18 protein-coding genes are annotated in these 21,523 nt (G+C 73.2%); 7 read left to right on the forward strand and 11 right to left on the reverse strand.

Annotated features, from left to right (window positions below; genetic code table 11):
* Position 1: 1 nt before the first annotated feature.
* From sufD to ABC795_RS10820, 3 genes are read right to left on the reverse strand one after another with little or no spacing between them, the layout of a single operon-like run.
* Positions 2 to 1,324, reverse strand: coding sequence for a Fe-S cluster assembly protein SufD (gene sufD, locus ABC795_RS10810; protein ID WP_347057188.1), 1,323 nt, complete (start codon positions 1,322 to 1,324; stop codon positions 2 to 4).
* Positions 1,324 to 2,760, reverse strand: a complete 1,437-nt coding sequence (gene sufB / locus ABC795_RS10815) for a Fe-S cluster assembly protein SufB (RefSeq protein ID WP_347057189.1) — start codon at positions 2,758 to 2,760, stop codon at positions 1,324 to 1,326. The genes sufD and sufB overlap by 1 nt, the downstream gene beginning before the upstream one ends.
* A complete protein-coding gene (locus ABC795_RS10820; RefSeq protein ID WP_347057190.1) occupies positions 2,757 to 3,614 on the reverse strand; it encodes a metalloregulator ArsR/SmtB family transcription factor in 858 nt (285 codons plus the stop codon). The genes sufB and ABC795_RS10820 overlap by 4 nt, the downstream gene beginning before the upstream one ends.
* A gap of 172 nt (positions 3,615 to 3,786) precedes the next feature.
* Between ABC795_RS10820 and ABC795_RS10825 the strand changes: the two genes are divergently transcribed.
* Positions 3,787 to 4,713, forward strand: coding sequence for a COX15/CtaA family protein (locus ABC795_RS10825; protein WP_347057191.1), 927 nt, complete (start codon positions 3,787 to 3,789; stop codon positions 4,711 to 4,713).
* 55 nt (positions 4,714 to 4,768) lie between these two features.
* On the opposite strand, the gene ABC795_RS10830 is transcribed toward ABC795_RS10825, so the two are convergent.
* Complete coding sequence (locus ABC795_RS10830; protein ID WP_347057192.1) at positions 4,769 to 5,683, reverse strand: DUF559 domain-containing protein; 915 nt, start codon at positions 5,681 to 5,683, stop codon at positions 4,769 to 4,771.
* Between the two features lie 144 nt (positions 5,684 to 5,827).
* Positions 5,828 to 6,760 (reverse strand): heme o synthase, encoded by a 933-nt coding sequence (locus ABC795_RS10835; RefSeq protein ID WP_347057193.1) that lies wholly within the window; start codon positions 6,758 to 6,760, stop codon positions 5,828 to 5,830.
* 277 nt (positions 6,761 to 7,037) lie between these two features.
* Between ABC795_RS10835 and tkt the strand changes: the two genes are divergently transcribed.
* The 6 genes from tkt to pgl all read left to right on the forward strand — a co-directional run bounded on the left by tkt (position 7,038) and on the right by pgl (position 15,764).
* A complete protein-coding gene (tkt, locus tag ABC795_RS10840) occupies positions 7,038 to 9,251 on the forward strand; it encodes a transketolase (protein WP_347057194.1) in 2,214 nt (737 codons plus the stop codon).
* 31 nt (positions 9,252 to 9,282) lie between these two features.
* Positions 9,283 to 10,389, forward strand: a complete 1,107-nt coding sequence (tal, locus tag ABC795_RS10845) for a transaldolase (protein ID WP_347057195.1) — start codon at positions 9,283 to 9,285, stop codon at positions 10,387 to 10,389.
* A gap of 73 nt (positions 10,390 to 10,462) precedes the next feature.
* Positions 10,463 to 12,064 (forward strand): glucose-6-phosphate isomerase, encoded by a 1,602-nt coding sequence (locus ABC795_RS10850; protein ID WP_347057196.1) that lies wholly within the window; start codon positions 10,463 to 10,465, stop codon positions 12,062 to 12,064.
* A gap of 110 nt (positions 12,065 to 12,174) precedes the next feature.
* On the forward strand, positions 12,175 to 13,692 hold the full coding sequence (gene zwf, locus ABC795_RS10855; protein WP_347057197.1) for a glucose-6-phosphate dehydrogenase: 1,518 nt from the start codon (positions 12,175 to 12,177) through the stop codon (positions 13,690 to 13,692).
* Between the two features lie 117 nt (positions 13,693 to 13,809).
* Entirely contained in the window at positions 13,810 to 14,952 is a 1,143-nt protein-coding gene (locus ABC795_RS10860) for a glucose-6-phosphate dehydrogenase assembly protein OpcA (protein WP_347057198.1), read from the forward strand.
* Positions 14,949 to 15,764: a 6-phosphogluconolactonase gene (gene pgl / locus ABC795_RS10865; protein WP_347057199.1), complete on the forward strand. Its 816-nt coding sequence runs from the start codon at positions 14,949 to 14,951 to the stop codon at positions 15,762 to 15,764. Before ABC795_RS10860 ends, pgl begins: the two co-directional genes overlap by 4 nt.
* Positions 15,765 to 15,770: 6 nt before the next feature.
* Here the strand turns inward: pgl and ABC795_RS10870 are convergent, their stop codons facing one another.
* The 6 genes from ABC795_RS10870 to gap all read right to left on the reverse strand — a co-directional run bounded on the left by ABC795_RS10870 (position 15,771) and on the right by gap (position 21,514).
* Complete coding sequence (locus tag ABC795_RS10870) at positions 15,771 to 16,112, reverse strand: RNA polymerase-binding protein RbpA (RefSeq protein WP_347057200.1); 342 nt, start codon at positions 16,110 to 16,112, stop codon at positions 15,771 to 15,773.
* A gap of 176 nt (positions 16,113 to 16,288) precedes the next feature.
* Positions 16,289 to 16,522, reverse strand: a complete 234-nt coding sequence (gene secG / locus ABC795_RS10875; RefSeq protein WP_347057201.1) for a preprotein translocase subunit SecG — start codon at positions 16,520 to 16,522, stop codon at positions 16,289 to 16,291.
* Positions 16,523 to 16,672: 150 nt separating this feature from the next.
* A complete protein-coding gene (locus tag ABC795_RS10880; RefSeq protein WP_347057202.1) occupies positions 16,673 to 18,445 on the reverse strand; it encodes an ABC transporter substrate-binding protein in 1,773 nt (590 codons plus the stop codon).
* A gap of 48 nt (positions 18,446 to 18,493) precedes the next feature.
* On the reverse strand, positions 18,494 to 19,303 hold the full coding sequence (gene tpiA, locus ABC795_RS10885) for a triose-phosphate isomerase (RefSeq protein WP_347057203.1): 810 nt from the start codon (positions 19,301 to 19,303) through the stop codon (positions 18,494 to 18,496).
* 13 nt (positions 19,304 to 19,316) lie between these two features.
* Entirely contained in the window at positions 19,317 to 20,510 is a 1,194-nt protein-coding gene (locus ABC795_RS10890) for a phosphoglycerate kinase (RefSeq protein ID WP_347057204.1), read from the reverse strand.
* Positions 20,510 to 21,514 (reverse strand): type I glyceraldehyde-3-phosphate dehydrogenase, encoded by a 1,005-nt coding sequence (gene gap / locus ABC795_RS10895; RefSeq protein ID WP_347057206.1) that lies wholly within the window; start codon positions 21,512 to 21,514, stop codon positions 20,510 to 20,512. Before gap ends, ABC795_RS10890 begins: the two co-directional genes overlap by 1 nt.
* Between the last annotated feature and the right edge of the window lie 9 nt (positions 21,515 to 21,523).

Below are 21,523 nucleotides of genomic sequence, written 5' to 3' on the forward strand. Positions count from 1 at the left end.
GTCAGGCCACCTCGACCGGCTGCTCGTCCAGGCCCGGCAGCGCGCCCAGACGGGTGTCGATGGAGGCCATCAGCCGGTCCTGCAGCTCGTTCACGCCGATGTGCTGGACGACATCGGCGAAGAAGCCGCGCACGACCAGCCGGCGGGCGGTCTCGGCGTCGATGCCGCGCGAGCAGAGGTAGAACAGCTGCTCGTCGTCGAACCGGCCGGTGGCGCTGGCGTGGCCGGCGCCGACGATCTCGCCGGTCTCGATCTCCAGGTTCGGCACCGAGTCGGCGCGGGCGCCGTCGGTGAGCACGAGGTTCCGGTTGAGCTCGTAGGTCTCGGTACCGGTGGCCGCGGGGCGGATGCGGACGTCGCCGATCCAGACCGTGCGGGCGCTCTCGCCCTGCAGCGCGCCCTTGTAGAGCACGTTGCTGGTGCAGTTGGGCACCGCGTGGTCGACCCAGAGCCGGTGCTCCTGGTGCTGGGTCTCGTCGGCGAAGTAGACGCCGAAGAGCTCCGCGGAGCCGCCCGGGCCGGCGTACTGCACGTTGCTGACCAGGCGGACCAGGTCACCGCCGAGGGTGACCACGACCTGCTTGAACGAGGCGTCCCGGCCGACGACGGCGTCGTACTGAGCCCCGTGCACCGCGCCGGGTGCCCAGTCCTGCACCGACACCAGCGTCACGTGCGCGCTGTCGCCGGCGAGCACGGTGACGCCACCGGCGTAGCGCGCCAGGCCGGTGTGATCCAGGACGACGGTCGCCTTCGCGAACGCGCCGACCTCGACGACCAGCTGGCCCCAGACGACCTCGTCGGAGCCGGTGCCGGCCAGGCCGAGGGTGACCGGGCGGTCCAGCTGCGCCTCCGCGGGCACCCGGACGACCGCGGCGCCGCCGCTGCGTTGCCGCGCGAGCGCGGCCAGCCGGTCGACCGGGTCGGGCAGCCCCTTGAGCAGCGGGTCGCCGGCCTCGGCGTGGATCAGCTCGACGCCCTCGGGCAGGTCGGTGATCCAGGTCAGGTGCGCGTCGGACGGAGCGCCGTCCAGGAGCGGACGGATCCGCTTCATCGGCGTGAAGCGCCAGGTCTCCTCGCGGCCGGTGGGCACGCCGAAGGCGTCCGGGTCGGTGGAGGTGAACCGCTCCGCCGGCGAGCCGGTCGGCGCAGGGCCGCCGTGCGAGTGCGCGCCCGGAGCCGCCTGGCCGGCGCTGCCGGTGCCCTCGGCCGGGGTGGTCGGCGGTCCGGCCTGCGCACCCACGCCCGGAGCGAAGAGCTCCGAGGCGAGGGTGGCCGGGACCGTCGTCAGGTCGGTCGTGCTGGTGTTCTCAGGACTTGCCGACATCAGCCGACGGCACCTTCCATCTGCAGCTCGATGAGCCGGTTCAGCTCGAGGGCGTACTCCATGGGCAGCTCGCGGGCGATCGGCTCCACGAACCCGCGGACCACCATGGCCATGGCCTCGTCCTCGGACAGGCCGCGGCTCATCAGGTAGAACAGCTGGTCCTCGCTGACCCGGGAGACGGTCGCCTCGTGGCCCATGGCGACGTCGTCCTCGCGGACGTCGACGTAGGGGTAGGTGTCCGACCGGCTGATCGTGTCGACCAGCAGGGCGTCGCACTTCACCGTCGACTTCGAGCCGTAGGCGCCCTCGTCGACCTGGACCAGGCCGCGGTAGGAGGTGCGGCCACCGCCACGGGCCACCGACTTCGACACGATCGTCGAGGAGGTGTGCGGGGCGGCGTGCACCATCTTGGCGCCGGCGTCCTGGTGCTGGCCCTCGCCGGCGAAGGCGATCGAGAGGACCTCGCCCTTGGCGTGCTCGCCGGTCATCCAGACGGCCGGGTACTTCATCGTCACCTTGGAGCCGAGGTTGCCGTCGACCCACTCCATGGTCGCGCCCTCGTGGGCCACGGCCCGCTTGGTGACCAGGTTGTAGACGTTGTTCGACCAGTTCTGGATGGTCGTGTACCGGCAGCGCGCGTTCTTCTTGACGATGATCTCGACGACCGCGGAGTGCAGCGAGTCCGACTTGTAAATCGGCGCGGTGCAGCCCTCGACGTAGTGCACGTAGGCGCCCTCGTCGACGATGATCAGCGTCCGCTCGAACTGGCCCATGTTCTCGGTGTTGATCCGGAAGTAGGCCTGCAGCGGGATGTCGACGTGCACGCCCTTCGGCACGTAGATGAAGGAGCCACCCGACCAGGTGGCGGTGTTCAGGGCCGCGAACTTGTTGTCACCGGAGGGGATGACCGAGCCGAAGTACTCCCGGAACAGGTCCGGGTGCTCCTTCAGCGCCGTGTCGGTGTCGAGGAAGATGACGCCCTGGTCCTCCAGCTCCTTCTGGATCTGGTGGTAGACGACCTCGGACTCGTACTGCGCGGCGACCCCGGAGACCAGCCGCTGCTTCTCCGCCTCGGGGATGCCGAGCTTGTCGTAGGTGTTCTTGATGTCCTCGGGCAGGTCCTCCCACGAGGCGGCCTGGGCCTCGGTGGAGCGCACGAAGTACTTGATGTTCTGGAAGTCGATGCCGGAGAGGTCCGAGCCCCAGTCGGGCATGGGCTTCCGCTCGAAGAGCTTCAGCGCCTTGAGCCGGCGCTCGAGCATCCACTCGGGCTCGTTCTTGCGCCGCGAGATGTCCCGGACGACGTCCTCGTCGATCCCGCGGCGGGCGGAGGCACCGGCGACGTCGGCGTCGGCCCAGCCGTACTCGTAGCGGCCGAGCTGGTCGATCTGCTCGTCCTGCGTCAGCGGCGCTGCAGGCTGCTGGATGCTGGTCATGCGGGCGTCCTCTCCCGGTCGTTCGTGGGGGTGGTGGTGCTGGACGGTGCGGCGGTGCGCTCCCGGGCGGGCCGGGACGCTCCCTGCTCACCGAGTACAGGGCGCGCGGGGACCGATCTGTTCCCTGCGCGGATGTGCTCCCGGCCGCTGCCGGGACGGGTCCCGGGCACCAGCGGCCCCGGGATGTGGGTGGTGCAGATCCCGTCGCCGTGGGCGATGGTGGCCAGCCGCTGCACGTGGGTGCCGACGAGCCGGCCGATGACCGCCGTCTCGGCCTCGCACAGCTGGGGGAACTCCGCCGCGACGTGCGCCACCGGGCAGTGGTGCTGGCAGAGCTGCCCGCCGCCGGAGAGCGCCGAAGCGGTGGCAGCGTAGCCCTCGGCGGTGAGCGCGGCGGCGAGCGCCTGCGCCCGGTCCACCGGCTGTCCCGGACGCGCCCGGACCGCCTTCTCCACGGCGGTGGACGCGCGACGCTCGAGACCGGCCAGCTGCTTCTCGGCGACGGCCCGGACGGCGTCGGGGCCGCCCGCCTCGGCGACGAACCGGAGTGCGGTCAGCGCCAGGTCGTCGTAGGCGTGCGGGAAGGCGGAGCGGCCGGCGTCGGTGAGGTGGAAGCGGCGGGCCGGACGGCCGCGACCGCGGTGGGCCTCTCGCGACTGCCGTTCCTCGACCCGCCCGGTGGCGACCAGGGCGTCGAGGTGCCGGCGGACGGCGGCCGGGGAGATGCCCAGCCGGCCGGCGAGCTCGGTGGCGGTCTGCGGGCCGTGCTCGAGGAGCAGGGCGGAGACGCGGTCGCGCGTGCGGCCGTCGTCGGCAGACGCCGACGGCCGGGGGTGCGCCGCGAGGGATTCCACAACACGAGTGTGTCCTATTTCCAGAGCCCTGCAAGCAAGGTCCACCTAAGAAACCGCCGCTCGGGGGGCCGTTCGTGAGCAGCCTCACGCCCCCGCGACGGCCCCGGTGCAGGGCCCGCGGCGAGCTCGCGAGGCGCGGGGGGCAGCGGGGCCGGTCAACTAGCATCGGTGCGTGCCGGTACTGCCCGCCTCCTTCTCGCCCACGACGATCACGCGGGTCGCGCTCGCCAACGTCCTGGCCAACGGCGCGATCGTCCTGACCGGTGGCGTCGTCCGCCTGACCGGCTCCGGGCTCGGCTGCCCCACCTGGCCGCGGTGCACCGACGACAGCTTCGTCACCACGCCGGAGATGGGCATCCACGGCGTGGTCGAGTTCGGCAACCGCCTGCTGACCTTCGTCCTGTCGGTGCTGGCCGTCGCCCTCGTCGTGGTGGTGCTCCGGTCGGCCCGCCGCGACCTGCGGCCGCTGGCCGTGGCGGCGTTCCTCGGCATCCCGGCGCAGGGCGTCATCGGCGGCATCACCGTGCTCACCGGGCTGAACCCGTGGACGGTCGCCGCCCACTTCCTCGTGTCCATGGGGCTGGTGGCCCTCACCACGGTGCTCTGGCTGCGCTCCCGCGAGCCGGGGGCCGGACAGCCGCTGGTCGGGCGTCCGTTCCGGCTGCTCGTGCGCGCCGTCGCCGCGGCGGCCGCGCTCGTCCTGGTCATGGGCACGGTGGTCACCGGCAGCGGGCCGCACAGCGGCGACCTCGAGGCGGGCCGCACCGGCCTCGACGCCGAGCTGGTCAGCCACCTGCACGCCGATGCGGTGTTCCTGCTCGTCGGGCTGACCGTCGCGCTGCTCGTGGCCCTGCACGCCACGGACTCCCCCGGCCGGATCCGCCGGGCCGCCCGCGACCTGCTGGTCGTCGAGCTGGCACAGGGCGTCGTCGGGTACGTCCAGTACTTCACCGACCTGCCGGTCGTGCTGGTGCTGCTGCACATGCTCGGCGCCGTGCTGGTCGCCGCGTACGCCGCGCGCCTGGTGTGGTCGGTGCGCGGGCCCGCCTCGGAGGCCCCGCTGACCGCCTCCGTCGAGCCGGCGGTCGCCGCACGCTGACCCGACGCCGTCAGCGTGTGCGCCCAGGCCGGATCCGGACGTGAAGAACCCGGCGTCAGCGCACACCAGAGAGGAGAAGGCGTCGCCGGGCGGCATGCACCGACCGGATCTCACGGCGGCACTCCTCGGGCTCGACGGTCAGTCGGCGGTAGCTGAAGCGGAGCGTCTGCCAACCGGCGGTGGCGAGCAGTGCGTCGCGGCGGATGTCCCGCTCCCGCTGCTCCCTCGACCCGTGCCAGGCGGCGCCGTCCATCTCCACGGCGAGCAGGACGTCGTCGTAGGCGGCGTCCAGACGGTGGGTCCGGCCGCCGACGGTGACCGACCGCTGCTGGGTGAACCGGGGCATTCCCGGCGTGCGGAGCACCTGGAGGCATCCCCAGATCTCGAGCTCGCTCTGGCAGCCGTCCGCGAGGAGCCCGACCAGCTCGGCGAGCGCCGCGCGCCCGGGCAGGCACGGCCGCCGCTCGATCTCGCCGGCCAACTGCCGCGGGAGGCACAGCCGTCGACGCACGGCGGTGATCGCAGCAGCCCGGAGTTCCGACCGGGGCGCTCCGTGCGGCCGCCCCCAGGTGTCCACGACCGCGCGTTCGGCGCAGGTGACCGGCAGGCCGCCTACCCGGCGGAGCGGGTCGGTGACCTCGCGGCTGCGGTGGAGCACGACACCGGCCGGCCCCCTGCCGCTGCGTGCCAGGTCGACGGTCAGGTGCACCGGGCCTCCTGGTGGGAGGAGACCCCAGAGCGCGAGCGCCGTGTGGTGGCTGAGCACCCCCTCGCACGCCCGTACCGCGGCACGAACACGGACGCGCCAGTCGTCGGCGACGTCGGGGAGCGCGTACACCCCCGGCTGGACGCGGCGCACCCTTCCGGCGACCACCCACGCCGTGAGCGTGCTGCGATCGATCCGGTCGGTGAGCTCCGCCCACGTCGCCCAGCCATCGGAACCGAACAGGGTCGAGAGGTCGTACGCCACGATGCGACCTTGTCGAACAGGTCGTCCGCGCGGGACGTCCTCCCACATCTGTGGACGGCCGCTCCGAGTGTGTGCAGTCGGGCCGACTCGTGAGTGCGATCACCCGGCGCGGGCGCACACGCGCAGTCCCGGGTCAGCCGCGGGTCAGACGATCGCGTCGACGATGATCGCGACCGACAGCAAGGACAGGTACGAGATCGAGACGTGGAACAGCTGCATCGACTTCGTGTCGACGTCCCGCCTGATGCGGCCGAGCAGCCGGTGGGCCTCCACGATGAACCAGGCGCCGAGCAGGACGGCGGGGACGGTGTACCCCAGCCCGATGCCGTAGTCGGCCGCGACCGGCCACAGCAGCAGCGAGACGGCGACGGTCACCCAGCTCCAGGCGACGGTCTGCCGGCCGACGGACAGCGGCGTGGTCACCACCGGCAGCATCGGGACGTCGGCCCGCGCGTAGTCGTCCTTGAACCGCATGGCCAGCGCCCAGAAGTGCGGCATCTGCCAGGCGAAGACGATCCCGAACACCACCACCGCCGGCCAGTCCAGCGATCCGGTGACCGCCGCCCATCCGATGAGCACCGGCGCGGCCCCGGGCACGCCGCCCCACTCGGTGCTGCGGCGGGTGTGCCGCTTGAACACCATGGTGTAGAGCACGGCGTAGTAGAAGATCGCGGCCGCGGCGAGAGCGGCGGCCAGCGCCGTCGTCGTCAGGGCCAGCAGGACGATCGACGCCACCGTCAGCACGGAGCCGAACACCAGCGCCGCCCGCGGGGTGACCGCCCCCGTGACCAACGGCCGCTTCTGGGTGCGCTGCATCAACCGGTCGATGTCCCGGTCGAAGTAGCAGTTGAAGACGTTGGCCGCACCCGCGGCGAAGGTGCCGCCCACGAGGGTGCACAGCAGCAGCGTCCACGACGGCCAGCCGCTCGCCGCCAGCATCATCGCCGGCACGGTCGTGACCAGCAGCAGCTCGATGATGCGCGGCTTGGTGAGGCCGACGTAGGCGCCCACCCGGGCACGCATCCGGGTGGGGAGAGGAGCAGCGGAGGCGGCGGGGCGCTCGGACAGCGCCGTCACCGGGTGCCCTCGTGCGCGGTCGCGCGCGGGCAGCAGGGCACCACGGGATCCCTTCGAACCGGGGGGCGGAACGTCCCCACTGTAGCCCCGGGCGGTTCGCCGGCAGCCGCACGGCATGACCTGCGATAGCTAGGCTTGATCACGTTGCTGCCGGCGGTGGAACGGGTAGGGGCGACCCGACGACGTCGTCACGCCCCCCGGCTCCCGACCCGCCCCCGGGCGCCCGGCCGCTCGCCCGGGCACGACGCCAGGCCTACCTCGAGGGAGAACCGACCGAATGGACACGCGAAGCACCCGGGCCGAGGCCCCGGCCGAGGCCGCGACCGACGCGCCCACCGGCCACCCGTCGCAGCCCCAGCCGACCCTCCCCGAGGGCTTCGGGGACCTCGACCGCCGGGCCATCGACACCGCTCGCGTGCTGGCGATGGACGCCGTCCAGAAGGTGGGCAACGGCCACCCGGGCACCGCCATGAGCATGGCCCCGACCGCCTATCTGCTGTTCCACAAGTGGCTGCGGCACGACCCGACCGACCCGAACTGGGTCGCCCGCGACCGGTTCGTCCTCTCGATGGGGCACTCGAGCCTGACGCTCTACGTCCAGCTGTTCCTCTCCGGCTACGGCCTCGAGCTCGACGACCTGAAGGCGCTCCGGACCTGGGGCTCGAAGACCCCGGGGCACCCGGAGGTCAACCACACCCCGGGCGTCGAGACCACGACCGGCCCGCTCGGCCAGGGTGTCGGGAACGCGGTCGGCATGGCCATGGCCGCCCGCCGCGAGCGCGGCATGCTCGACCCGGACACCCCCGAGGGCGAGAGCCTCTTCGACCACTCCATCTGGTGCTTCGCCTCCGACGGCGACATGGAGGAGGGCGTCAGCGGCGAGGCGTCGTCCCTGGCCGGCACGCAGAAGCTGGGCAACCTGACGCTGGTCTACGACGACAACAGGATCTCCATCGAGGACGACACGACCGTCGCCTTCACCGAGGACGTCGGCAAGCGCTACGAGGCCTACGGCTGGCACGTGCAGCACGTCGACGACGGGGAGGACCTCGCTGCCGTCGACGCCGCGTTCGCCGCCGCGAAGGCCGAGACCACCCGGCCCTCCTTGATCGTGCTGCGGACGGTCATCGCCTGGCCGGCCCCCACGAAGCAGAACACCGGCGCCTCCCACGGCTCGGCGCTCGGTGACGACGAGGTCCGCGCCACCAAGGAGATCCTCGGCTTCGACCCCGAGCGCACCTTCCAGGTCGACGACGACGTGCTCGCCCACACCCGCTCGGTCGTGGAGAAGGGCCGTGCCGCCCGCGCGGAGTGGAACGAGCGGTTCGCCGCCTGGGAGCAGGCCAACGCCGAGGGCGCGGCGCTCCTCGCCCGGATGCGCGAGCGCCGGCTGCCCGAGGGCTGGGACGAGGACCTGCCGTCCTTCCCCGCCGACGAGAAGGGCGTGGCCACCCGCAAGGCGTCGGGCAAGGTGCTGGCCGCGCTCTACCCACGGCTGCCCGAGCTGTGGGGCGGCTCCGCGGACCTCGCGGAGAGCAACAACACCGCGGTGGAGGGCGAACCGTCGTTCCTGCCCGCCGACCGGCAGACCAAGATGTGGTCCGGCGGCCCCTTCGGTCGCACCATCCACTTCGGCGTCCGCGAGCACGCCATGGGCGCGGTGATGAACGGCATCGCCCTGCACGGCGGCACCCGCGTGTACGGCGGCACGTTCCTCACGTTCTCCGACTACATGCGCGGCGCGGTCCGGTTGGCAGCGCTCATGCAGCTGCCGGTCACCTACGTCTGGACCCACGACTCCATCGGCCTGGGCGAGGACGGCCCGACCCACCAGCCGATCGAGCACTTCGCCGCGCTGCGTGCGATGCCGGGGCTCGACGTCGTGCGACCCGCGGACGCCAACGAGGTGACCGCCGCGTGGCGGACCATCCTGGAGAACAACGACCGCCCGGCCGGCCTGCTGCTGTCCCGGCAGAACCTGCCGGTGTTCGACCGTGAGCGGTTCGGCTCGGCCGACGGCGTGGCCCGCGGTGCCTACGTGCTCGCCGAGGCGTCGAACGGCAGCCCCGACGTGATCCTGCTCGGCACCGGGTCCGAGGTGCAGATCGCCATGGCCGCCCGCGAGCGCCTGGAGGCCGACGGCGTCCCCACCCGGGTCGTCTCCGTGCCGTGCGTCGAGTGGTTCGCCGACCAGGACCAGGCCTACAAGGACGAGGTGCTCCCGCCCTCGGTGCGCGCCCGGGTCAGCGTCGAGGCGGGCGTGCCCATGGGGTGGCGCGAGTTCGTCGGTGACGCCGGCCGGATCGTCGGGCTCACGCACTACGGCGCCAGCGCGTCCTACTCCGTGCTCTACGAGGAGTTCGGCCTGACCGACGAGGCCGTCGTGACCGCCGCCCGCGAGAGCCTCGAGGCGGCCCGCTCCGGTACCGCCGTCCCCACCGGACCCGTCGCCGCCACCGGCGGGCTCCCCCAGGCCACCGGTGACCGCTGAACGTTCGCCGACACACACGAAAGGCACTCTCATGCCACAGAACCAGAACCTGGCCGAGCTGTCGGCCGCGGGGGTCGCCGTCTGGCTGGACGACCTCTCGCGCGACCGCATCCGCAGCGGGAACCTCCAGTCGCTGGTCGACGAGTACTCCGTCGTGGGCGTCACCACCAACCCGAGCATCTTCGCCGCGGCGGTCAGCGGGTCGGACTCCTACGACGACCAGCTGCACGCCCTCGCCGTCCGCAAGGTGAGCGTGGAGGAGTCGCTGCGGACCATCACCGCCGCCGACGTCCGCGATGCCTGCGACCTGCTGCGGCCGGTGGCCGAGCGGCAGCCCGGTGACGGGCGGGTCTCCCTGGAGGTGGCACCCGGTCTGGCCCACGACACCGACGCCACCGCCGCGGAGGCGGCGCACCTGTGGTGGCTGGTGGACCGGCCGAACCTGTTCATCAAGATCCCGGCCACCGAGGCCAGCCTGCCGGCCATCACGACATCCATCGCCCGCGGCATCAGCGTCAACGTCACGCTGATCTTCAGCCCCGACCGGTACCGGGCGGTCATGGACGCCTACCTGGCGGGCCTGGAGCAGCGGCTGGCCGACGACCCGGCGGCCGACCTGTCGGGCCTGGAGTCGGTGGCGTCGTTCTTCGTGTCCCGCGTCGACAGCGAGATCGACCAGCGCCTCGATGCCGCCGGCGCCGACGCCTCGCTCAAGGGCAAGGCCGGCGTGGCCAACGCCCAGCTGGCGTACCAGGCGTACGAGGAGGTCTTCTCGTCCGACCGCTGGCGGGCGCTGGAGGCGAAGGGCGCCCGGCCGCAGCGCCCGCTGTGGGCGTCGACGGGGGTCAAGAACCCCGACTACTCCGACACGCTGTACATCAGCGAGCTGATCGCGCCCGGCACGGTCAACACCATGCCGGAGAAGACGCTCATGGCCTACGCCGACCACGGGGTTCCCGGCACCCCGGTGCAGAAGTCGTACGACGACGCCGCCGCGGTCATGCAGTCGGTCCGCGACGCCGGCGTGGACGTCGACGACGTCTTCCGCGTCCTCGAGGAGGAGGCCGTGCAAAAGTTCGTCGACTCCTGGGACGAGCTCACCGACTCGGTCCGCGAGCAACTCGAGGACAAGGCGTGAACGAGCCCGCGGGTGCACGGAGGGACGCAGCAGCCCGGCTGACGCGCCCGACGAACGCCGGCGTGGAGGGCACGTGAGCCTCGGGGTCAGCAGCAGGGGGCTGGAGGTCCCCGAGGCGGTACGGGCCCAGCTCCTGGAGGACGACGTCGCCGCGCGGCTGGTCCGCAAGGACGCGACCCTGTGGGGTCCCGACGCCGAGAGCGAGGCTGCCGTCCGGCTGGGCTGGCTGGACCTGCCGGCCACCTCGCGGTCGCTGGTCACCCAGCTGGCCGATCTCCGCGCCCAGCTGGTCGCCGAGGGCCTGGACCGGGTCGTGCTGTGCGGCATGGGCGGCTCGTCCCTGGCCCCGGAGGTGATCTGCCGTACCGCGGCGGTGCCCCTGGTGGTGCTCGACACCACCGATCCCGGGCAGCTCATGGCGGCCATGACCGACCTGGAGCGCACCGTCGTGGTGGTCAGCTCCAAGTCCGGCGGCACGGTCGAGACCGAGAGCCAGCGCCGTGCCTTCATCGCCGCGTTCGCCCGGGCGGGTCTCGACGAGAGGCAGATCGGCGCGCGGTTCGTCGTCGTCACCGATCCCGGGTCGCCGCTGGCCGACACGGCCGCGGCCATGGGCGCCCGCGCGGTGTTCCTGGCAGACCCGACCGTCGGGGGCCGGTACAGCGCCCTCTCCGCGTTCGGGCTGGTGCCCTCGGCGCTGGCCGGGGCCGACGTGGCCGCGCTGGTCGACGACGCCGAGGCGCTGGCCGAGCGGCTCGCCGACCCGGGCAACGCCGCCATGGAGCTCGGCATCGCCTTGGGCGCAGGCTTCCGCACCGGTCGCGACAAGCTCGCCCTCGCCGACGCCGCCGGAACGCCGATCCAGGGCTTCGGCGACTGGGCCGAGCAGCTGATCGCCGAGTCCACCGGCAAGGAGGGCCGCGGCATCCTGCCGGTGGTGCTGGAGTCGCCGGAGGCGCCCGGGGCCTCCGCTCCCGACGTGCTGCTCGCGCTGGTCGGTGCCGAGGCACCGGCGCAGCCGCCGTCCATCTGCGTGTCCGGCCCGCTGGGTGCCCAGTTCCTCGGGTGGGAGTACGCCACCGCCGTCGCCGGGCGGGTGCTGGGGATCAACCCCTTCGACCAGCCCAACGTGACCGAGAGCAAGGAGAACACCTCGGCGCTCCTCGCCGCCGGCCTGCCCGACGAGCAGCCGGCGGCGACGATCGGCGCGGTGGAGATCCGCGGCACCGCGCCGGTGCTCGAGGGGGTGGACCTCTCCGCGCACGACGGGCTCTCGCTGGCCCTCGACGCGCTGCTGGCGTCCATCCCGCCCCGCGGCTACCTGGCCGTCATGGCATACCTCGACCGGCTCCGCGACGCCCGCGCGGCCGACGTGCGGGCCGCGCTCGCCCGGCGGACCGAGCACGCGGTGACCTTCGGATGGGGGCCGCGCTTCCTCCACTCCACCGGCCAGTACCACAAGGGCGGACCTCAGGTCGGCGCCTTCCTGCAGCTCACCGGGGCGGTCGACGAGGACGTCCCGGTGCCCGACCGGACGTACAGCTTCGGCACGCTCCAGGCCGCGCAGGCGGCGGGCGACCGCAAGGCGCTCGCCGACCGGGGTCGGCCACTGCTCCACCTGCACCTCACCGACCGGGCGGCGGGCATCGGCCAGCTGCTCACCGCACTGGGCTGACCGCCGGCGCACTGCGCCGTCGGGAAACCCCCTTCCCATCCGCGCCTGCCCCACCCCGCCGTCCGACCCCGCGCCGGGACGGCGGGTCACTCCGACCACGAGGACGGACGATGACTTCCAACCCGCTGCGCGATCCGCGGGACCGGCGGCTGCCCCGGGTGCCCGAGCCCTGCGCACTGGTGGTCTTCGGCATCACCGGGGACCTGGCGCGCAAGAAGCTCCTGCCGGCCGTCTACGACCTGGCCAACCGCGGGCTGCTGCCCACCAACTTCGCGCTGCTGGGCTTCGCCCGCCGCGACTGGGGCGACACCGAGTTCGCCGAGCTGGCGCGCGACGCCGCCCGTCAGAACGCCCGCACCCCGTGGCGGGAGGAGGTCTGGGAGCGGCTGGCCGGCAGTGTCCACTTCGTCCAGGGCTCCTTCGACGACGACAACGCCTTCGACCAGCTCGCCGCCGCGCTCTCCGAGCTGGAGGGCAGCCACGGCATCGGCGGCAACGCCGCGTTCTACCTCTCCATCCCGCCGGCGATGTTCCCGACGGTGCTCAAGCAGATGCAGCGGACCGGCATGGCGGAGAACACCCCCGGCCGCTGGCGCCGGGTGGTGGTGGAGAAGCCCTTCGGCACCGACCTGGCGTCCAGCCGGGAGCTCAACGAGCTGGTCGACTCGGTGTTCAGCGCCGAGGACGTCTTCCGCATCGACCACTACCTGGGCAAGGAGACCGTCCAGAACCTGATGGCGCTGCGGTTCGCCAACGAGCTGTTCGAGCCGGTCTGGAACGGCCACCACGTCGACTCCGTCCAGATCACCATGGCCGAGGACGTCGGCATCGGCGGCCGAGCGGGCTTCTACGAGGAGACCGGAGCGGCCCGTGACGTCCTGCAGAACCACCTGCTGCAGCTGCTGGCGCTCACCGCCATGGAGGAGCCGGTCGAGTTCTCCGCCGATGAGATCCGCACCGAGAAGCTCAAGGTGCTGCGGGCGATCTCGCTGCCCGAGGACCTGAGCTCCTTCGCCATCCGCGGCCAGTACCAGCAGGGCTGGCTGGCCGGGCAGCGCGCCCACGGCTACCGGCAGGAGGAGGGCGTCGATCCGCAGTCGACCACCGAGACCTACGCCGCCGTCCGCCTGGGCGTCGAGACCCGTCGCTGGGCCGGGGTGCCGTTCTACCTGCGCACCGGCAAGCGGCTCCCCCGCCGGGTCACCGAGATCGCGCTGGTGTTCAAGCGTGCGCCGCACCTGCCCTTCGCCGACACCGACACCGAGGAACTGGGCAACAACCAGCTGGTGGTGCGCGTGCAACCGGACGAAGGGGTCACCCTCAAGTTCGGGTCGAAGGTGCCGGGCAGCGTCATGGAGGTCCGGGACGTCGCCATGGACTTCCTCTACGGCGAGCAGTTCACCGAGACCAGCCCCGAGGCCTACGAGCGCCTGCTGCTCGACGTCCTGCTGGGCGACGCCACGCTCTTCCCCCGCAACGCCGAGGTCGAGGCCTCCTGGGCGGTCATCGATCCGCTGGAGGAGTTCTGGCAGGGCACCGAGCCACACCCCTACCGCGCCGGCGAGTGGGGCCCCCGGGCCGCTGACGACATGCTCGCGGCCGAAGGCCGTCGCTGGCGGCGACCGTGAGGCCCGCACCCCGCGCTCCAGTCGATCGGAGGAGGCACTGATGACCGAGCGTGCGAGGTCATCCAGGAGCAGGGCACCCATGGGGACGGTGCCGACGAGCGCCAGCGAGGAGGCACCGTGACGACGCTGTGGGACACCACCGGATCGGCCGTGGTGAAGGAACTGGCCGCCCAGCGGCGCACCGGAGGCGCGGTGCTCTCCGGCGTGGCGCTGACGCTCGTCGTCGTCGCCGAGGAGAGCCGGGTGACCGAGGCGGAGGAGGCGGCGACGCACGCCGCGGAGATGCACCCCTGCCGGGTGCTCGTCGTGGTGCGCCGGCAGATCGACGCCCCCGGCCCCCGGCTGGACGCCGAGGTGCAGATCGGCGGCCGGCTCGGCCCGGGCGAGGCCGTCGTCATGCGGATGTACGGCCGGCTGGCCCTGCACGCCGAGTCGGTCGTGCTGCCGCTGCTGGCCGCCGACGCCCCCGTCGTGACCTGGTGGCACGGGGTACCACCGGAACGGATCGCCCGGGACGCGCTCGGCGTCTTCGCCGACCGGCGGATCACCGACAGCTCCCTGGCCGAGGATCCGCTGGCCTGCCTGCGGACGCGCGCCGAGGACTACGCCCCGGGCGACTCCGACCTGGCCTGGACCCGCAGCACCGGCTGGCGCTCGGCGCTCGCCTCCACGCTCGACTCGGTGTCCGGCCGGCGTGGCGACTCCGTCCGCGTGCTCACCGGCACGATCGAGGGGGATCCGCGCAACGCCACCGCCCGGCTGCTGGCCGGCTGGCTGTCCTCGCGCTCCGGCTGCGCCGTCGACATCACCGAGGCGACCCGCAGCCCCGGGCCCAGCGGCGTGGCCGCGGTCAAGCTGTCCCTGGACCAGGACGAGGAGGTGGAGATCCGGGCCGACCGCCGGGGCGGCGCGCTCATCTCGCAGCCCTTCCGTCCGGACTCGACCGTCGCCCTTCCCGAGCGGCCGCTCGGGGATTTGCTGAGCGAGGAGCTGCGCCGGCTCGATCCCGACGAGCCCTACAGCGAGGCCCTGGAGGCAGCCACCGGCCTGCACGGGTTGTCGGATCGGCCCGCGGTCCGCGAGCTCGTGTGGTTCGACCCCGCCGCCCCCGAGGGCGACGACGAGCAGCGGCCGGCTTCGGCGCCCACGGTGCCGGGTGACTCGGAGGACGCCGACGAGGTCGCCGAGAGCGGGGAGCACGACGGCGACGCCGCCGGCGACCCGGACCCCACGACCGGCGAAGGAGCCCTGACCTCGTGAGCTCCTCCCCCGGCGACCGCGCCTCGGCCGAACCCGCCGACGGCGGGGCACCTGTACCCGACGTCGTGATCGAGCCCGACGCCGACCGGCTGGCCCGCGCAGCCGCCGAGGCGCTCGTCGCCCGGCTCGCCGCTGCCCAGGCGGTGCACGGCACCGCCTCGGTCGTCCTGACCGGCGGCGGCATCGGCATCGCCGTCCTCGAACGGGTGGCCGGCCTCGCCGCCGAGCCGGTGCGCGAGACCGTCGACTGGACCGCGGTGGACGTCTGGTGGGGCGACGAGCGGTTCGTCCCGGCCGACGAGGCCGAGCGCAACGAGAAGCAGGCGCGCACGGCATTGCTGGATGCGGTGGGAGTCCCGCCGGAGCGGGTGCACGCGATGCCGCCCTCCGACGGCGACTTCTCCGAACCCGAGGACGCCGCCACGTGGTACGCCGATCAGCTCGCCGCCGCGGCTCCGGAGGGGCAGGTCCTCCCCCGGCTCGACCTGCTGCTGCTCGGCATGGGCCCCGAGGGGCACACCGCCTCGATCTTCCCGGCCTCCCCCGCCGTGCGGGACGAGCGGACGGTGGTCGCGGTGCGGAACTGCCCCAAGCCACCGCCCACCCGGATCAGCCTCGGGTTCCGCGCGATCAACAGCGCCGAGGAGGTCTGGCTGCTCGTCTCCGGTGCGGGCAAGGCCGCCGCCGTCGCCCGCGCACTGGCCGGCGCCGACCCGCAGGAGCTACCGGCCGCCGGGGTACGCGGCACCCGCGCGACGAGGTGGCTGCTCGACCAGGCCGCGGCCGCCGAGCTGCCCCGCTCGCAGGGCTGACGCCCCTCAGCCCCCGCGACGGACGCGGAGCCGGTCCAGCGCCTCCTGCAGGAGCGCGTCACCGTCGGCGTCGCTGCGCCGCTCGCGCACGTAGGCCAGGTGCGTCTTGTACGGCTCGATGCGGGGAGCCGGCGGCGGTGCGGCCTCGTCCTGCCCGGCCGGCAGACCGCACCGCGGGCAGTCCCAGAACTCCGGGACCTCGGCCTCGCTCGCGAGGACCAGCCGGGTCTCGTGCCCGTTCCCGCACCAGAACGGGATGCGCCGACGGGGTGCGGTCTCGCCGCGCTCGACCTCGCCCATCGGACCTGCACCGACCCGGCTACCCCGGATCGCGTTCCCACCAGTCACGTGTGCCCCCTGATCGTCGGTCCAGGTCGCGGCGGCGCGAACCGCCGCGCGGGCAGTCTAGGGCGAAACGGCGCGCTGTCCGGTCACGATTGCGCGCCGGATGCGGAACGTGCTGGCAGGGCCCTTCTGCGGGGTCCCACCGCGACCCTGCGAGTGCCGGGCAGGAGGCGCGTGGCTCAGTTGGCCTTGATGAGGATGCCCAGGCCGACGATGCACACCGTCCAGATCATCGCGGTCAGCACGGTCAGCCGGTTGAGATTCTTCTCGACCACCGACGACCCGGACAGCGACGAGGACACCGAGCCGCCGAACATCGAGGACAGACCGCCGCCCTTGCCGCGGTGCAGCAGGATGAGCACGATGAGGAGCAGGCTGCTGAGGACCAGCAGCACGTTGAGGACCAGCTCCATTGACCTCTCCGGAAGGCTCGACGACCGGCGACGGACGCCAGCTCTCGCCCCGAGACTAGCCGACGCCGACCGCAGTCCCCGTCAGCGGACCCGTTCCGCCGCCCGCTTCCGTGCTCCGCTCCGCTCCTCGCCGCGAGGCTCCCGCAGCTGTCAGCGGACCCCGGCCGTGGCGACGTCGTACCCGTCGTACGGGCGCATGACCACGCCGTTGCGGAGCCGCTGCCCGGACACCAGCTGGATGCGGGTCTCCGCCAGCGGGACGTAGGCCCCGCTCGCCCGCGCCGCCTCGGCGACCTGCGCCCAGTCGGCGTCCCCCGCCCGCGCCTGGTCGACCAGTGCGTTGATCTCCGGGTCGTCCAACCGCGCGTAGTTCGGGTTCCCCACGCGGGCGATGCTGCGACCGGCGACCAGCGGCTCGAGGAAGGAGCCCGCCGTCGGGAAGTCGGCGGTGCGGGTGGCCAGCACGAGCCCGTAGCCGCTCCGGGCGACGTTGTCCGGGTTGCCGACGTCGGTGGCGTAGAAGGTCGCCGGGTCCAGCGGTCGGACCTCGACCTCGATGCCGACCGCACCGAGCTGACCGGCGATCTCGTCGGCGACGTCGACGCTGCTGCGCACGTCCGGCACGGCCAGGACGGTCGAGAAGCCGTCGGGCCGGCCGCACTCCTCCAGGGCACTCCGCGCAGCGCCCGGATCCGGCCCCGCCTCGGTGACCTCGGGGCCACCCGCGAGCGCGCGCGGCCACAGCTGCGAGCTGCGCACCGCGTCCACAGCACCGCCCAGCGCCGACTGGACCGCCCGCCGGTCGACGGCGGCGGCCACGGCCGCCCGGCAGGCCGGGTCGTCCATGGGCGCCACGTCGGTGGGCAGCGCGAGCAGGCGGACGGCGCCGGTCGTCACGTCGTCCACCCGGTCCAGCAGGGCGACGTCGTCACCGGACAGCCGGGCGGTCGTCGCCGCCTGCACCCCCGTGCCGGAGATGTCCAGGTCCGCGGAGCCGGCCAGCAGCGCCTGGTCGCGCGCCAGGCCGGAGAGCCCGGTGCGCACCTCGACCCGGTCGGGCAGTGCCGTCCGGACGTCGTCGGTCGCCGGGTCCCACTCCGGGTTGGGCTCCAGCACGATGCCGGTCTCCGGGTCGACCGAGGTGATCGCGTACGGCCCGGAGGACACCGGGTCGGCGCCGTAGTCACCACGGGTGTCGGCCTCCGCCGGTACCGGGCTGCTGGACGGCAGCGCGAGGACGTAGGGCAGGTCCGGCTGCGGAGCGCGCAGCCGGAAGATGATCGTGCGGTCGTCCGGCGTCTCGATCGAGGTGAGGACCGGGTCGTCCTCCTCGGTGGAGTACGGCCCCGGATAGGGGTTGGCCGGGTCGTCGAGGAGGTTCACCAGGTAGGTCGGCCCGCCGACGATCACGTCGGAGGCGAACGACCGGGCGATGCCGTACTTCACGTCGCCGCTGGTGATCGGCCGGCCGTTCTCGAACCGGACGCCCTCGCGCAGGGTGTACGTCCAGCTGAGGCCGTCCTCCGACACGGTGCCCAGGTCGGTCGCGAGGTCGGGCACCAGCTCACCGGTGGCGCCGGGTTCGCTGGAGAAGGTGACGAGCGTGCGGGTGTAGAGGCGCATCAGGTTCCAGACCCCGGGCAGGTACGAACGCTGCGGGTCCAGGCTGTCGACGGTCGGCGCCACGACGCGCAGGGTGCCACCGCGCTCGTCCGACGGGGAGCGGACGCCCTCGACGCCGGCGTCGGGGCCGTCGGCCAGCACCGGGACGTCGGCCCGCCCGCCGCCGCTGCCCAGGCAGCTGACCGCGAGTACGAGGACCAGGACGATCACGGCTGCCGCGGCGGCGATGCGCCGCCAGGGCCGGCCCCGTGCCCACGGCGGCAGCCGGTCGGCCAGCCGCTCCCGCGTCTGCTGCTCCACGCTGCTGCCCGCCCCCACCCGTGTCCGGCCGGCGGCGGGCAGCAGGGTTCAGCTACCGCCGGCGGCGATCCGACAGATCTGCGCGAACTCGTCGGCGTCCAGGCTGGCACCGCCGACGAGCGCACCGTCGATGTCCGCCCCGGCCAGGATCCCGGCCGTGTTCGCGGCCTTCACCGACCCGCCGTAGAGGATACGGACGCTCGAGGCCGTCTCGTCGCCGAAGCGCTCGGCGAGCCGCGCCCGCAGTGCGCCACAGACCTGCTGCGCGTCCTCAGGCGTGGCGACCTCGCCGGTGCCGATCGCCCACACCGGCTCGTAGGCGATCACCAGACCCGCGACCTGCTCGGCGGTGCGGCCCTCGAGGGCCGCGTCGAGTTGGGCGGTGCAGTGCGCGACGTGGGCGCCGGCCTTGCGGACGTCGAGCCCCTCTCCCACGCAGAGGATCGGCACGATGCCGTGCCGCAGGGCCGCCTGCACCTTTGCGGCGACGACGCCGTCGTCCTCGCCGTGCCGGGCTCGCCGCTCGGAGTGGCCCACCGTGACGTACTGGCACGCGAGTGCGCTGAGCATCCCGCCGCTGACCTCACCGGTGTAGGCCCCGGAGTCGGCGGCCGAGAGGTCCTGGGCGCCGTAGCCGATCGCGAGCTTGTCGCCGGTGACGAGCGTCTGCACGCTGCGCAGCGCGGTGAACGGCGGGAGGACGACGACCTCGGCGGTGTCGAGCTCCTTCTCCTTGAGGGAGAACACGACCTTCTGGACCAGCCCGATGGCCTCCAGGTGGGTCATGTGCATCTTCCAGTTGCCGGCGATGAGCGGCCGGCGCCCCTGGCGGGCGGGGGTGGGACGGGTGCGTGCCATGTCCGCTCCCCGCTCAGTCGGCCAGCACCGCGAGGCCCGGGAGGTCCCGGCCCTCGAGGTACTCCAGCGACGCGCCGCCCCCGGTGCTGATGTGCCCGTAGGCGTCCTCGTCCAGGCCCAGGACGCGAACCGCCGCCGCCGAGTCACCGCCGCCGACGACCGACAGGCCGTCCACTGCGCCGACCGCCTGCGCGACGCCCCGGGTACCGGCCTGGAAGGGGGCGAGCTCGAAGACGCCCATCGGGCCGTTCCAGAACACGGTGCGGGCGTCCCCGAGCATCGAGCCGAAGATCTCCACCGTCCGCGGACCCACGTCGAGGCCCATCTGCCCGTCCGGTATCCCCGCCGCGTCGACCACCGTGGTCTCCGCCTCCGCGCTGAACTCCGGGGCGCAGACGACGTCGACCGGCAGCACGATCCGGTCGCCGGCCTCGGCGAGCAGCCGCCGGCAGGTGTCGACCTGGTCGGCCTCCAGGAGCGAGTTGCCCACCCCGTGGCCCTGGGCGGCCAGGAAGGTGAAGCACATGCCGCCGCCGACGAGCAGCCGGTCGACCTTCGGCAGCAGCGCCTCGATGACCGCGAGCTTGTCGCTGACCTTGGAGCCCCCCAGCACGACCACGTAGGGCCGCTCGGGCTCCGTGGTGAGCCGGGTGAGCACCTCGAGCTCGCGGGCGACCAGCCGCCCGGCCGCGTGGGGCAGACGCTCGGCGACGTCGAACACCGAGGCGTGCGCGCGGTGGACCGCGCCGAAGGCGTCGTCGACGTACACGTCGGCGAGGGCGGCCAGCCGGTCGGCCAGCGCGGCCCGCTCGGCGTCGTCCTTCGACGTCTCCGCGGCCTCGAACCGGACGTTCTCCAGCAGCAGGACGTCCCCGTCGCCGAGGGCGGCCGCCTTGGCCTGCGCGTCGTCGCCGGCGACGTCGGTAGCCAGCGGAACGGTGGTGCCGAGCAGCTCGCCCAGGCGCGCGGCGACCGGCGCGAGGGAGAACGCGGGATCGGGCGTGCCCTTGGGCCGGCCGAGGTGGGCCGCGACGATCACGCGGGCGCCGCCGTCGCGCAGCGCCTGCAGGGTCGGCAGGCTCGCGCGGATCCGGCCGTCGTCGGTGATGGAGCCGGTCGTCTTGTCCAGCGGGACGTTCAGGTCGGCGCGCAACAGCACGCGCCGACCCGAGACGCCCTCGGCGAGGAGGTCGTCGAGCGAACGCATCAGAGTGACTTGCCCACCAGCGTGGTGAGGTCGACGAGCCGGTTCGAGTAGCCCCACTCGTTGTCGTACCAGCCCAGCACCTTGGCCATGGGCCCGAAGACCTTGGTCAGCTTGGCGTCGTAGATGCACGACGACGGGTCGGTGACGATGTCCGAGGAGACGATCGGTGCGTCGGTGTAGGTGAGGTACTTGCCCAGCGGGCCGGCGGCGGCCTCCCGGTAGGCGGCGTCGATGTCCTCGGCCGAGGCCTGCGTGGCCAGCTGGACGGTGAGGTCGGTGGCCGAGCCGGTGGGGACGGGCACGCGGATGGCGTAGCCGTCGAGCTTGCCCTTGAGCTCGGGGAGGACCAGGCCGATGGCCTTCGCGGCGCCGGTCGAGGTGGGCACCATGTTGAGGGCGGCGGCGCGGGCGCGGCGCAGGTCCTTGTGCGGGCCGTCCTGCAGGTTCTGGTCGGCGGTGTACGCGTGGATGGTGGTCATCAGGCCGCGCTCGATGCCGAACGCGTCGTTGAGCACCTTGGCCAGCGGCGCCAGGCAGTTGGTGGTGCACGAGGCGTTGCTGATGATCGTCTGCGAGCCGTCGTACAGGTCGTCGTTGACGCCCATGACGATCGTGATGTCGTCGTCGGTCGCCGGCGCCGAGATGATGACCTTCTTGGCCCCGCCGGCGTCGACGTGCTTGCGGGCGTCGGCGGCCTTGGTGAAGAAACCGGTGGACTCGACGACGACGTCGGCGCCGAGGTCGCCCCACGGCAGGTTGGCCGGGTCCCGCTCGGAGAGGACCTTCATGGTCTTCCCGCCGATGGTGATGCCGTCGCCGTCGGCCGAGACGTCCTCCGTGAGGACGCCCAGGATGCTGTCGTACTTCAGCAGGTGGGCCAGTGCCTCGTTGCTGGTCAGGTCGTTGACCGCGACGATCTCGATGTCCTGACCGCTGGCGGCGGCGGCACGCCAGAAGTTGCGGCCGATCCGGCCGAATCCGTTGATGCCTACCCGGACCGTCACTGCAGACCT

Origin of the sequence: Blastococcus sp. HT6-30, from assembly GCF_039729015.1 — a bacterium.
Taxonomy (GTDB): domain Bacteria; phylum Actinomycetota; class Actinomycetes; order Mycobacteriales; family Geodermatophilaceae; genus Blastococcus.

Bases quoted from the DNA above. Each gene is read 5' to 3' on its own strand.
- sufD (WP_347057188.1), bottom strand. From the start codon at position 1,324: ATGTCGGCAAGTCCTGAGAACACCAGCACGACCGACCTGACGACGGTC.
- sufB (WP_347057189.1), bottom strand. From the start codon at position 2,760: ATGACCAGCATCCAGCAGCCTGCAGCGCCGCTGACGCAGGACGAGCAG.
- tkt (WP_347057194.1), top strand. From the start codon at position 7,038: ATGGACACGCGAAGCACCCGGGCCGAGGCCCCGGCCGAGGCCGCGACC.
- tal (WP_347057195.1), top strand. From the start codon at position 9,283: ATGCCACAGAACCAGAACCTGGCCGAGCTGTCGGCCGCGGGGGTCGCC.
- zwf (WP_347057197.1), top strand. From the start codon at position 12,175: ATGACTTCCAACCCGCTGCGCGATCCGCGGGACCGGCGGCTGCCCCGG.
- secG (WP_347057201.1), bottom strand. From the start codon at position 16,522: ATGGAGCTGGTCCTCAACGTGCTGCTGGTCCTCAGCAGCCTGCTCCTC.
- tpiA (WP_347057203.1), bottom strand. From the start codon at position 19,303: ATGGCACGCACCCGTCCCACCCCCGCCCGCCAGGGGCGCCGGCCGCTC.
- ABC795_RS10890 (WP_347057204.1), bottom strand. From the start codon at position 20,510: ATGCGTTCGCTCGACGACCTCCTCGCCGAGGGCGTCTCGGGTCGGCGC.